Origin of the sequence: Pedobacter sandarakinus, assembly GCF_026240095.1 — a bacterium.
Classification (GTDB): Bacteria; Bacteroidota; Bacteroidia; order Sphingobacteriales; family Sphingobacteriaceae; genus Pedobacter; species Pedobacter sandarakinus.
The window spans coordinates 193770-206979 of record NZ_JAPIVG010000006.1; the positions used below are offsets into that span (position 1 = coordinate 193770).

General features: G+C 37.9%; 12 protein-coding genes. 5 read left to right on the forward strand and 7 right to left on the reverse strand.

What is annotated here, in order from left to right; all coding sequences use genetic code 11:
* The first annotated feature begins 31 nt into the window (after positions 1 to 31).
* Positions 32 to 3211: an efflux RND transporter permease subunit gene (locus OQ268_RS16325; RefSeq protein WP_265857700.1), complete on the forward strand. Its 3180-nt coding sequence runs from the start codon at positions 32 to 34 to the stop codon at positions 3209 to 3211.
* A gap of 12 nt (positions 3212 to 3223) precedes the next feature.
* Positions 3224 to 4624: an efflux transporter outer membrane subunit gene (locus OQ268_RS16330; RefSeq protein WP_265857702.1), complete on the forward strand. Its 1401-nt coding sequence runs from the start codon at positions 3224 to 3226 to the stop codon at positions 4622 to 4624.
* Between the two features lie 56 nt (positions 4625 to 4680).
* Here the strand turns inward: OQ268_RS16330 and nadD are convergent, their stop codons facing one another.
* The 4 genes from nadD to OQ268_RS16350 all read right to left on the reverse strand — a co-directional run bounded on the left by nadD (position 4681) and on the right by OQ268_RS16350 (position 7577).
* A complete protein-coding gene (gene nadD, locus OQ268_RS16335; protein WP_265857705.1) occupies positions 4681 to 5253 on the reverse strand; it encodes a nicotinate (nicotinamide) nucleotide adenylyltransferase in 573 nt (190 codons plus the stop codon).
* Positions 5254 to 5270: 17 nt separating this feature from the next.
* Positions 5271 to 5840 carry a guanylate kinase gene (gene gmk / locus OQ268_RS16340; protein ID WP_265857707.1) on the reverse strand — a complete coding sequence of 190 codons (570 nt, stop codon included), beginning with the start codon at positions 5838 to 5840 and terminating at the stop codon, positions 5271 to 5273.
* 67 nt (positions 5841 to 5907) lie between these two features.
* Positions 5908 to 6771, reverse strand: a complete 864-nt coding sequence (locus tag OQ268_RS16345) for a YicC/YloC family endoribonuclease (RefSeq protein WP_265857709.1) — start codon at positions 6769 to 6771, stop codon at positions 5908 to 5910.
* Between the two features lie 74 nt (positions 6772 to 6845).
* Positions 6846 to 7577 (reverse strand): lysophospholipid acyltransferase family protein, encoded by a 732-nt coding sequence (locus OQ268_RS16350; protein ID WP_265857711.1) that lies wholly within the window; start codon positions 7575 to 7577, stop codon positions 6846 to 6848.
* A gap of 69 nt (positions 7578 to 7646) precedes the next feature.
* Here OQ268_RS16350 and OQ268_RS16355 point away from each other — a divergent pair, with 69 nt between their 5' ends.
* Complete coding sequence (locus tag OQ268_RS16355; RefSeq protein ID WP_265857713.1) at positions 7647 to 8360, forward strand: hypothetical protein; 714 nt, start codon at positions 7647 to 7649, stop codon at positions 8358 to 8360.
* Between the two features lie 289 nt (positions 8361 to 8649).
* Here OQ268_RS16355 and rnc read toward each other — a convergent pair whose 3' ends face one another.
* From rnc to OQ268_RS16370, 3 genes are all read right to left on the reverse strand, one after another.
* Complete coding sequence (rnc, locus tag OQ268_RS16360; protein ID WP_265857715.1) at positions 8650 to 9378, reverse strand: ribonuclease III; 729 nt, start codon at positions 9376 to 9378, stop codon at positions 8650 to 8652.
* Between the two features lie 92 nt (positions 9379 to 9470).
* On the reverse strand, positions 9471 to 10724 hold the full coding sequence (fabF, locus tag OQ268_RS16365; protein WP_265857718.1) for a beta-ketoacyl-ACP synthase II: 1254 nt from the start codon (positions 10722 to 10724) through the stop codon (positions 9471 to 9473).
* 21 nt (positions 10725 to 10745) lie between these two features.
* A complete protein-coding gene (locus OQ268_RS16370; protein ID WP_008508386.1) occupies positions 10746 to 10982 on the reverse strand; it encodes an acyl carrier protein in 237 nt (78 codons plus the stop codon).
* Positions 10983 to 11139: 157 nt separating this feature from the next.
* Between OQ268_RS16370 and OQ268_RS16375 the strand changes: the two genes are divergently transcribed.
* Both OQ268_RS16375 and pyk read left to right on the forward strand, forming a co-directional pair.
* A complete protein-coding gene (locus OQ268_RS16375) occupies positions 11140 to 11559 on the forward strand; it encodes an IPExxxVDY family protein (protein ID WP_265857720.1) in 420 nt (139 codons plus the stop codon).
* Between the two features lie 149 nt (positions 11560 to 11708).
* Positions 11709 to 13139 (forward strand): pyruvate kinase, encoded by a 1431-nt coding sequence (pyk, locus tag OQ268_RS16380; RefSeq protein WP_265857722.1) that lies wholly within the window; start codon positions 11709 to 11711, stop codon positions 13137 to 13139.
* The last annotated feature ends 71 nt before the right edge of the window (positions 13140 to 13210 follow it).

Genomic DNA, 13210 nt, shown 5'->3' on the forward strand with positions numbered 1-13210 from the left:
TAGCGGCGTATTCAAATCGTAATTAAATATTATGTTTAAGAAATTTATAGAAAGGCCGGTTCTTTCAACAGTTATATCCATCATCATTGTAATACTTGGTGTGTTAGGTTTAGCTACACTACCGGTTTCGCAATATCCAGAAATTGCACCACCTACGGTTCAGGTTTCTACATCTTACCAGGGTGCAAATGCCGATGTGGTAATGAGTAGCGTAATTGTTCCGCTAGAAGAACAAATAAATGGTGTAGAAGACATGACTTACATGACTTCGAGTGCAAGTAATGATGGTACAGCCACCATTACGGTAAACTTTAAACTTGGCACCAACCCAGATTTAGCTGCCGTTAATGTGCAAAATAGGGTTGCAAGGGCTACTAGTTTATTACCGGCAGAGGTTACCAGGTCTGGTGTAATTACCGCGAAAAGACAAGCAAGTAATGTTTTAATCTTTGGCCTTTATAGCGACGATCCATCATACGATCAAAAGTTTTTACAAAATTATGCCAACATTAACATCATCCCCCAAATTAAAAGGATTAATGGCGTGGGTGATGCCAGTGCATTTGGTACGCTGGATTATACCATGCGTATCTGGCTGAAGCCTGATGTAATGGCTACTTATGGGTTGATTCCAAGCGATGTAAGCACTGCTCTTGCAGATCAGAACGTGGAAGCAGCTCCCGGACAATTTGGAGAATTAGGCGATCAGGCCTTTCAGTACACCATCAAATACACGGGAAGATTAAAAGACGAAGCCCAATTTGGAAATATCATCATCAAAACAGATGAAAATGGCCAAATACTTCGACTTAAAGATGTTGCCAGAATCGAACTTGGTGCTCAAAGCTACGCCAGTTCTGTAAAGTTTAATGGTAAGCAGGCATTGGGTATTGCAATTAACCAAACTGCAGGTTCGAATGCGAAAGAAGTAATTGAAAATTCAATAAAAACCTTAGATGAGGCGCAGAAATCGTTTCCAAAAGGTGTGCATTATTCAACGTTAGTAAACGTTAACGATTTCTTAGATGCTTCTATTGAGAAAGTAATTCATACGCTTATCGAAGCATTTATATTGGTGTTTCTAGTGGTGTTCATTTTCTTACAAGATTTTAGATCTACGCTAATACCAGCTATTAGCGTTCCCGTTGCTATTATAGGTACATTTTTCTTCCTAAGCCTTTTTGGGTTCACCATTAATTTACTTACGCTTTTTGCGCTGGTGCTTGCCATTGGTATTGTGGTTGATGATGCCATTGTAGTTGTAGAGGCTGTGCATGCCAAGCTTGATGAAGGCTATACCGATGCAAAGAAAGCTACTGTAGATGCAATGGATGATATTAGTGGCGCCATCATTTCGATTACCCTTGTAATGGCGGCAGTATTTATCCCGGTAAGTTTTATCCAGGGATCTTCTGGTGTATTCTATAAACAATTTGGTTTAACACTGGCTATCTCTATTATTCTATCGGCTATAAATGCACTAACGTTAAGTCCGGCTTTATGCGCCTTATTTCTGAAACCACACCAGGATGATCACAAGAAAAAGAAAAACTTTCTTCATCGTTTTTATGATGCCTTCAATACTTCCTTTGACGCTGTTACAAACAAATACAAACGTTCTGTTAGCTTTTTATCTCACAAAAAATGGATAGTGGGTTTAGGGATTGTATTTTTCACGGGGCTATTGGTTTGGACAATGAATACGACACCAAAAGGATTTGTGCCTAACGAAGATTTAGGTACAATCATGTCAGATATTTCGCTTCCTGCAGGTACATCACAAGAAGAAACCAACATCATTATTACTAAGATAGATAGCGTTGCGCATAGTATTCCAGAAATCAAAAACACTTTGCGTATTGTAGGCCGAAGCATGATCAGTGGTTCAGGAAGTTCTTATGGTATGGTTATTTCACGTTTATCTCCTTGGGATGAGCGTAAAAGAGATGTTAAAGCCATTATTGCTGATTTATTTGCGAAGACAGCCGGTATTAAAGGTGCCAAGATTATTTTCTTTGCGCCACCAACAATTCAGGGATTTGGTACCAGTGGCGGTTTCGAATTTCAGTTGCAAGATAAGACTGGTGGAGACATCAAAAAATTTAACGACGTGGGTAATGGATTTTTAGCTGAATTAAGTAAAAGGCCGGAAATCCAGTACGCCTCTACCTCTTTTAACCCGAACTTTCCTCAATATCAAATAGATGTAAATGTTGCCAAAGTAAAACAGGCAGGTTTAAATGTTGCCGATGTTTTAGGTGTAATGCAAGGCTACTATGGTGGTGTGTATGCATCAAACTTCAATAAATTTGGTAAACAGTTTAGGGTAATGTACCAGGCAGATGCACAATATCGTGCTAACGAACAAACTTTAACCCGAATCTTTGTCCGCAATAATAAGGGTGAAATGGCACCAGTTTCCGAATTTATTACTTTGAGTAAAGTGTATGGCCCGCAGGCTATATCTCGTTTCAATCTCTTTACTTCTATCTCAATAACCGGGAATCCAAATGCTGGATACAGTTCTGGAGATGCCCTTAAAGCTGTGCAGGAAGTTGCTGCCAAAAGTTTGCCTGCCGGATATGGTTACGAATTTTCAGGTTTATCTCGTGAAGAAATGAGCAGCGGAAGTCAAACCATTTTCATCTTTCTATTGTGTGTTATATTTGTTTACTTCCTACTTGCCGCACAATATGAAAGCTATATTCTTCCGCTAGCGGTACTCCTTTCGTTACCTGTAGGTTTAGCAGGTGTATTTGTTTTCGATAAAATATTTGGCGTAGACAATAACATCTATACGCAAATCACCTTAATTATGTTAGTGGGCTTATTGGCAAAAAATGCAATTTTGATTGTAGAATATGCTGTAGATCGGCGAAGGAAGGGTATGAGCATTGTTAACGCAGCTATAGATGGTGCTACAGCACGTTTGAGGCCAATTCTGATGACATCATTTGCATTCATCCTGGGCTTGTTGCCATTGATGCTTTCATCTGGAGTAGGTGCTTCCGGTAATAAGTCGATTGGTACAGGGGCAGTAGGCGGCATGCTTATCGGTACGATATTCGGCCTGTTTGTGATCCCCGCATTGTTTATCGTTTTCCAAAGTTTGCAGGAAAGGGTAAGCAACAAATCGCCATTTGATGAGGGAATTGATCACGAGCAAACGCCAGAAGAATACGAGCTTGCTACGGCTAAGCAAAAACATTAATTTAAAAGAAAAATGAATTTCAAATATAAATATTCGGTTTTAATTGGCTTAGGCATTTTAACGCTGAGCGCATGCGTAACTAAAAAATATGAGCGCCCTGAGGTAAATAGCCAAGATTTATACCGTGACCAAAACACTACGGATACGGCAACAATGGCTAACCTGCCATGGAAAAGCCTTTTTTCTGATACAACGCTGCAATCTTTAATTCAGAAAGGTATTAATCAAAATCTCGATTTAAAGCAGGCTATTGAGCGCATAAAAATTTCTGAAGCCACATTGCAGCAGAGCAGGGCGGCCTTTTTACCTAGTTTGCAGGCAGACGTGTCTGTTACAGATGCCAAGCAGTCTGCTGCGGCGTTAAACTTTCCTGCCGGGATCAATATCAATCTGGAAACACAAACTTACCGTGCGCAACTTAGTACGGCCTGGGAGGCTGATATATGGGGTAAATTAGGAAGCGCAAAGCGGTCTGCATTGGCTACCCTTTTACAAAGTGATGCAGCGAGGCGTGCAGTACAAACTCAACTAATTGCTAGCATTGCAAATAGCTATTATACCCTTCTGGCTTTAGACAAGCAATTAGCCATCACCGAAGAAACCATTAACATCCGTACTAAAGATGTGGAAACAATGAGGGCCTTAAAAGAGGGTGCTATTGTAAATGGCGCTGCAGTGGTGCAAAGTGAGGCAAATTTATATGCTGCACAGGTAACACTTCCAGATTTAAAGCAAAGTATAAAAGAAGCAGAAAATGCATTAAGCGTACTGGTTGCGAGTGCACCGAACGCGATTGACCGAACAACGCTCGATCAACAAATCCCTTACGCTAATTTGCAAACCGGAATTTCTGCACAGCTTTTACAAAACAGGCCTGATGTGATTGCAGCAGAATTTGGTTTCAGGGCGGCCTTTGAAAACACCAATGTAGCTAGAACATATTTCTATCCTGCACTAACCCTAACTGCATCTGGTGGTTTAAATACACTACAAATTCAAAACTTTTTTGATAACTCCATTTTTTACAACCTGGTTGGTGGGTTAACGCAGCCTATATTTGCAAAAGGTGCGAACAGAGCAAGGCTAAAAACAGCTCAGGCGAATCAGCAAATTGCCTTTTATGATTTTCAGCAGGCACTCTTAACCGGTGGTCAGGAAGTGTCGAATGCGCTTTACGCTTATCAAACAGCGGCAGAAAAGGAAGAAACCAGGGCAAAACAAATTGCATCTTTAACCAAAGCGGTAGATTATACTAAAGAACTTTTAAGATACAGTTCTGCAACAAACTATACTGATGTGTTAACTTCCGAGCAAAGCTTATTAACAGCACAATTGAACGGAATTAACGATAGACTGCAAAAACTTCAGTCGGTGGTTAACCTCTATCGTGCCTTAGGTGGCGGGTGGAAATAATCTAGTTTAACTCAAATTAAAAAGAGGCAGCAGAAAATATTCTGTTGCCTCTTTTGTTATCTATACATATTCTTGCCATCTATAAAATCTATCACTTTATCTGGTAGAAAGAACTGTACATTTTTCTTTTCCTTTATTGCTTTACGTATAAATGTTGATGAGATTTCCATCAAGGGTGTATTGGTAAAAGTTATCGAAGGATGGTTTTCCCACTCAGATACATCCGATCCGGGGCGTGGATAAACGTATATTTCATAATTTTTAAGCAGGACTTCATAATTCTTCCAGCGTTTAAACGAAACTAAGTTGTCAGCTCCCATTATCAGCACAAAATCTTTCTCAGGATATTTTTCATGCAGATAAGCCAAGGTATCAATGGTATAGGATGGTTGAGGCAATGAGAATTCGATATCGCTTACGCGGATGTGTTCAACGTTTTCAGTAGCCAGTTTTGCCATCTCTAACCTATCGTACATATTAGTTAAACCGCTTTTATCTTTCAGCGGATTATGCGGAGATACTACAAGCCATACCTCGTCTAAAGCAGTATGGTTGGCCATATAATTAGCAATAATTAAATGCCCGGTATGTATGGGGTTATAAGAGCCGAAGAAAAGACCTATTTTCATCAGTTGTTGAATGAAATTTACTTACTCAGGAAATCATTAACCAATTGCTCTGCCTCTGCACATGCTGTTTCTAGGTCGAAGTTCTTTAAAATCACATCAAACTTATCTGCGTAAAGTAATTCCTTTTCTGCCTTTACAAAACGTTCCTGTAATTTCTCCTGGCTATCTGTGCCCCTACCACTCAAACGTTCTTTTAAAACTTCAAGCGACGGCGGCTGTACAAAAATTGCTAAAGCATCTTTCTCGTATTTTCGCTTTAATCTAATCCCACCTTCTACATCAATATCGAAAATAACATGTTTATCGTCATTCCAAATTCGCTCGATTTCAGACCTCAGCGTACCGTAAAAGGTACCGTTGTATACCTCTTCAAATTCAACAAATTCCTGGCGTGCAACTTTATGTAAAAACTCCTCTTTCGAAATAAAATAGTAGTCGTTCTCATGGGTTTCAGCTCCTCTTAACTCTCTTGTTGTGGCAGAGATTGAAAAGCTCAACTGCGGAAACTTTTTTAACAAATGGTGTACGATGGTGGTTTTACCCGCCCCCGATGGAGCTGAAAATATAATTAGTTTACCTTGTTTCATGTTGCAAGCTGAAAGCTGAAAGCTGAAGACCAAAGTTGTTTTTCGATTTAGTCTTTAGCTTTTTGGCTTATAATACGTTTAACAATTGTTCTTTAATTTTTTCTAATTCTTCTTTCATTCCAACCACAAACTGTTGCATTTGTGCATCGTTGGCTTTGGCTCCCATCGTATTTATCTCCCGGCCTATTTCTTGCGAAATGAAGCCAAGTTTTTTACCATTTGCTTCTTTGCTATTTAAGGTTTGTAAGAAATAGTCACAGTGACTTTTTAATCGTGTTTTTTCTTCGGTAATGTCTATTTTATCGATATAGTAAATTAACTCTTGCTCGAAACGATTCTGATCGATATTGACCTTACCCACGGCATCGTCTAAAAATTGAGCAAATTTATCGCGAATAGCAGTGATTCGTTTTGGCTCTAGAACTTCTACCGATTTGAAATAACTTAATATATTGGTAATTCTCAATTCTAAATCAGCTTTTAACACTGATCCCTCATCAATTCTGAATTTATTGAAATTGGAAACCGCTTCGGTAAAAACTTTAAATAAATGATTCCACTCGTCTTCACTTACACTTTCTTCTTTATAGCTGATTACATCTGGAAAGGTTAACGCAGTTTGCAATAAATTGCTACTTTGCGCATTCAAATCGCTATTTACGGCAACTAATTGATTGTAATAATGCGCTAGTAATGCTGTGTTAATTGTAGCGCCCGTAACTTCACCATTAGACCGTTCTACATTGATACTTAAGCTTACTTTGCCGCGTTCTATATCCTTGCTACAGATATTGCGTAAGATTAACTCTTTATCCGAAAATGATTTTGGATATTTTAAGTTCAGTTCTAAAAACTTACTGTTAAGCGACTTGATTTCGACACTATATTTCGCATTCGCATAATCGGCTGTTGCAAGGCCGTATCCTGTCATGGATTTTATCATGCGCAAAGATAGAAAAATTAGTTAAGAACTAACGGCCAAGTAAGGTTGTTTGAGTAGGCCGTTTACTTTTTCAGTTGTTGCAAAATTTCGTGATACACCTGATCTTTAAGTGCTGGTAAATCGTCTAAAGTAAGCCCATTAACAGAAATAGGCTTACTGAAAATCATTTTTACCTTACCTGGCTTAAGTGCAAATGGATTACCTTGAGGCAAGTGAGCTTTACTATTTAAGATAGCAAACGGTATTAATGGCGTTTGAGTTTCAATGGCCAACCTAAATGCGCCATCGAAAAAAGGCCTTAAAGTTTCGCTTGTCTTATTTATTGTTCCTTCTGGAAACAGGAGAATAGACTGGCCGTTAACTAAGTTTTCCCGAAGAACCGCAAGTGATTGATCTCTACTTTCGCGACTGCTGCGATCGATAACGACAACCATCCGTTTGTAAATCCAACCAAAAATTGGAACCTTTAACATCTCAATTTTTCCTAACGGACTAAAAGGTTGAGGGATACATACCACAATGGCAATGGCATCTAAATAAGAACTGTGGTTACCAACATAGATATATGATTTAGAAGTGTCTATATCTTTTCCAGAGCTAGATACAAACCATAGAAAAGTTAAAAAACTAAAAGACCAAGCCCAGATTTTCAAGAATAGGAAGGAGATTTGCCTCGCTGGTTTTGCCCTGAAACTTGCCATAGCAATTAGAATAAACGGACAAACCATGACCATTAAAACAATGAATACAATTGCAGAATATAATAAATAAAAAAACCCAACAAACTTTAGCATACGTATTAACGTTCTTTTAACAATTTACTTTGGCAACATTTGTTAATTTTACAAAATATCTATTGCAAGATGAACTTTCGGAAATTCTTTTTTTTAACTATTCTTTATCTCATTGGAAATTCAATTTCTGGCAAGGCGCAAGACTTCATTTTGAAAGGGGTAGTATTTGAAAAAGGAAGTAACATTAGAATAGCGCTGGCAGAAATAACAAATCAACGTACTAGGCTGGGTGTTGGCAGCAACGATCTGGGGTTTTTCCAGATTAAAGCCCGGGTTGGCGATACGCTTCTGATAACGAAACGAAGTTTAAACGACCAAAGGATTGTAATTAAAGGTACCCAGGATGTATTAATCTATCTTATACGCAGCAGCACTTTGCTTGATGATGTAACAATTGTAGGAAACACAAAAAAACAAGACCTGGCAGATATACAAAGAGAGTTTAGGAATAAAGGTGTGTATAAAGGTGGCAAAACACCTTTCCTATCCATCTTTTCTAATCCCTTAAATGCGCTTTACAATCTATTTGGGAAAGATCCTAAGAATGCCCGAAGATTTGGTCGTTACGCTGATAACGAGATTAAGCAGTCGCAAATAGACGTTTATTTTAACCAGACAATCATAAAAAACAATACTGAATTAAGAGGTGATACCTTGGAACGGTACATGTTAAACTACCGGCCAGAATTTGATAAAGCGCAATATTGGAATAGCTATGATTACATTAAATACATAAAGGAGTCATCTAAAAAATTTACCGACACACTTGGTAAAGGCAAATAGAGGTATATAAACCCGCTCTTTTACTGGAGTTTAAACAAGATTCGGCACCAACAATAACCAATGGGAATAGAGTCAACTAGTAACATGCTTGCTTCTAAGAAAGAGATTTTTAAAGATAAACATTTGGTTTAGCCATTTGGAATGAAGCTTTATTTTATCAAATCTACAGAATCGAAAAATCTTATTTTTTACTAGGGGATGAAACAAAGGCTCTGTACTAGATTCAGTACTCTGTATCCTAATAGCTAATGGAGGAGTGAATTAATCACTTAGAAAACTGGAAACCAATCTAAATGCTAAGCGCTTCGCAAGCTTTTTCTGCTGCTAACTTCTCTGCATTTTTTTTATTATAATCTCTGCCAGTTCCACATTTCTCCCCGTCTACAATGGCACTTATGGTAAAAAGCTTTGCGCTTTCACCCTCACCATTCTCTACCAGCTCAAACATTACATCTTTGCCATGTCTTTGGCACCACTCAATTAACTTACTTTTAAAATTGGTTTCTGTAAGTTCAAGCGTGTGAATATCGATATGTGGTTTAACAATTCTACGCAGCAAAAATTCTTTGGTAAAATTATATCCCTTATCCATATAAATGGCGCCCACAATGGCCTCAAATGCATCACCTAACATGGAGTTATGTTTGGTTTGAATGCTTACCGAACGCTGATCGAACTGAATGAGTTTATCAAAGCCGATTTTTTTTGCAAGTTGGTTTAGGTTAGCCCGATTTACAATTTTAGAGCGCATTTCGGTTAAAAAACCTTCTTCCTTGTATGGATAGTGCTTAAAAAGCAGTTCGGCAATTACCGATCCAAGTACGGCATCACCCAGAAATTCCAAGCGCTCATTGCTACTTCTGCTCCCATTCTTTAATACCTTTGCCACAGAGCGGTGCCTGAACGCCATTTTATAGAGCGTTACATTACCTGGTACGAAGCCTAAAATATTCCTCAGCTTTTTTACAAACTCCTTTTCAGGAGAGATGTAAAGTTTATATAATTTTAATATCGGCATTAAATAAATAACACAATTAACGGCTAATTAGCATATTTAACTAAGTTATCTATTTTTAATTAGCATGCAAAATTATATAGCTGGCAGATGAATTAATCTTCGTATTTCTTGAAAATAACAGAAGCGTTATGGCCGCCAAATCCGAACGTATTACTTAATGCAGCTCTAACTTCGCGTTTCTGGGCCTTGTTAAAAGTAAAGTTCAATTTAGGATCGAAAGCAGGATCGTCTGTAAAATGATTAATCGTAGGTGGTACGATATCATTTTTTACAGAAAGTACCGCTGCAATGGCTTCGATAGCTCCAGCAGCGCCAAGCAAATGGCCAGTCATCGATTTTGTAGAGCTGATGTTTAAACGATAAGCATCTTCACCAAAAAGATCTGCAATGGCTTTAGTTTCACTAATATCGCCAAGTGGCGTAGAAGTGCCATGCACATTGATGTAATCAATATCTGAAGTGGATAAACCTGCATCTCTCAGCGCATTGGTCATTACCATTCTAGCGCCCAAACCTTCTGGATGTGGTGCAGTAATGTGATTAGCATCAGCACTCATTCCACCACCAACAAGTTCGGCATAAATTTTTGCACCTCTTGCTTTAGCATGTTCAAGCTCTTCTAAAATAATAGTTCCAGCGCCTTCACCAGCAACAAATCCATCACGGTCTTTATCAAACGGGCGGGATGCTGTAGTAGGGTCATCATTACGTGTAGATAATGCATGCATGGCGTTAAAGCCACCCATACCTGCCTCATTAATGATTGCTTCAGAACCACCACTAATAATTACATCAGCCATACCCAACCGGATATAGTTAAATGCATCAATCATGGCATTGGTTGATGAAGCACAAGCTGAAACAGTTGCAAAATTTGGCCCACGCAAGCCATATTTGATTGAGATATGCCCAGGAGCAATATCAATAATCATTTTCGGAATAAAAAATGGATTGTATCTTGGCGTACCATCTCCCTTAGCGAAATTCGAAATCTCATCAAGAAAAGTTTTCAATCCACCTATGCCTGCACCCCAAATTACACCGATACGGTTGGTATCTAATTTCGTGAAATCAAAACCACCATCCTTAACGGCCTCATCTGTAGCTACAAGAGCATATTGTACAAACGGATCAAGCTTACGAGCTTCTTTCTTTTCCAGAAAATCTTCCGGATTAAAGTTTTTTACTTCGCATGCGAATTTGGTTTTGAACTTTTCAGTATCAAAACCCCTAATAGGAGCAGCGCCACTCACCCCGTTAGTCAATCCTTCCCAAAAATCAGGAACATTATTGCCTATAGGAGTGAGCGCACCCAACCCTGTTACTACTACTCTTTTTAATTCCATTTATACTGAAAAAGCGTAATTCTATTTAACGTTTTTTTCCAAATAAGCAATAGCTTGACCAACTGTACCGATGGTTTCAGCCTGATCGTCAGGAATAGCTACATTAAATTCTTTTTCAAATTCCATAATCAATTCTACGGTATCTAAAGAATCTGCACCTAAATCGTTGGTGAATGAAGCCTCTGGCGTAACTTCGCTTTCGTCAACACCTAGTTTTTCTACGATAATAGCCTTAACTCTTGAAGCAATATCAGACATAATTTTATAATTTAATGGTTAAATAATTCTGTGCAAAGAAAAATAAATTCTTACAATTTTCAAATGTTTTTATTTCGACACCACATTTTAGCTCTCAAATAACAAGCGAATATAGAATTAGTTTTTTAATTTCGTTGGCAAAATAATTTATTTCGATTTGAATAGAACTTACTTAAAATTAACCTTAGACCTTGATTTTATACTTATTGCGATCACTGCGCCGCTTAAAGACTACGTACTTTGCCACAAAATTAATACGCGTTTAAATACACAATTTGAAAAAATAGAAGACCACGAAATTTTTTTTAACATCGACGAACCAGCGTGGTCTTTCTCTAAATATTACTTTTTTGTAGAACAAGGAGAGGTAGAATATTACTTAATTAGTAATAGAAGTAGCGATGGCCTCCTGATACCCGAAATGGCCAACGTAGATTTTTTTATCATTATCAAAGAATTTATCGATAAGGAAGATTTGAATTATCTCATTAATGGACTTAACAAACTGCCTGATATTCAGGTGGCTGCAAAAATTGATCCCGCTAAATTGAAGAATAAAGAAAACTTGGTAATATAAAAATTATATACTTGGTGTATTAAATACACTATATTTGAGGGTTATAAACGACGAAACAACAAACAAAATATATAAAATTTAATGCAGTTTGATTATTTTAGATGATAATTAGCGCAATAAAAACTGCATTTCCTAAATCAATTAATTAAATGAAACCTTTTCATTCGAGAACTAAAATTGTTGCCACGCTTGGGCCTGCATCAGCAAAACCAGATGTATTATATAGTATGTTTAATGCTGGTTTAGATGTTTGCCGTCTAAATTTTTCACATGGATCACAAGCAGATCATCAGGCGGTTTTGGATACCATCCGCGATTTAAACAAAAAATACGATTATAATGTTGGGATTCTGGCAGATTTGCAAGGACCAAAAATTAGGATTGGCTTAGTTAAAGAAGGTGGAATTAACCTGATTAATGGCGCTAAAACCGTTATTACTACCAACGAGTGTATCGGTAATGAAGAACGTATTTATATTACCTATCAAAATTTTCCCCAAGATGTTCAGGCGGGTGAGATTATCCTTTTGGATGATGGAAAACTGCAAATGAAGGTTTTGGAAACCAACTTCAAGGATGAAGTGGTTTGCGAAGTGGTACATGGTGGTATTTTAACATCCAGAAAAGGTGTTAATCTTCCAAATACCAAAGTTTCCATTCCATCTTTAACACCAGAAGATCGCGAAAACTTAGAGTTTGTGCTTGAAAATGATGTTGAATGGATAGGCTTATCTTTTGTGCGTAAGGCTGAAGACATCATCGAACTCAAAAAAATAATTGCAGATCGTGGTAAAACTGCCCGCGTGATAGCTAAAATTGAGAAACCAGAAGCCATAGCAAATATCGATGAGATTATTGCTGCTACCGATGGAATTATGGTTGCTCGTGGCGATTTAGGCGTTGAATGTCCGATGGAAGAAGTGCCATTGTTACAGAAAATGATCGTTGCGAAGTGCAGAGCCGCTTCGAAACCGGTAATTGTAGCTACGCAGATGTTAGAAAGTATGATTACTACACCTCGTCCGACTCGTGCAGAGGTGAATGACGTTGCCAACTCGGTTTTAGATGGTGCAGATGCCGTAATGCTAAGTGGTGAAACGTCTGTTGGAGAATTTCCGCTGATCGTAATCGAAACCATGCAGAAAATTATCCAGAACATCGAACAAAACAACTACCCTTTTAATCCTGATAAGTTTTTGAAACCAAAGTCACCATCGTTTTTAAGTGATGCCATTTGCGATTCTGCTTGTTTTCTAGCGAAACAAACCAATGCAGTAGGTATTGTTTCTATGACATTGAGTGGTTACACCGCTTTTGAAATTTCGAGTCATAGGCCAGAGGCTTTAACATTCATATTTACCAGTAACCGTGCATTGTTAAATGCAGTTAGCCTACTTTGGGGTGTAAGGGGTTTTTACTACGACAAATGGGAAAGTACAGACAATACCATTATCGAGGTGAATGATTTCTTAAAAGGCAAGAAATTAGTTAAAGCAGGTGATATTTTAATAAATACTGCTGCTATTCCTATCGAAGCTAAAGGAAAAACCAATATGCTGAAAATAACTGTTGTAGATTAAATAGTTAACTTTAAATATAAAATGCCCTGGCTTTTTGCCTGGGCATTTTTGTTAATAAACAAAAAATTATA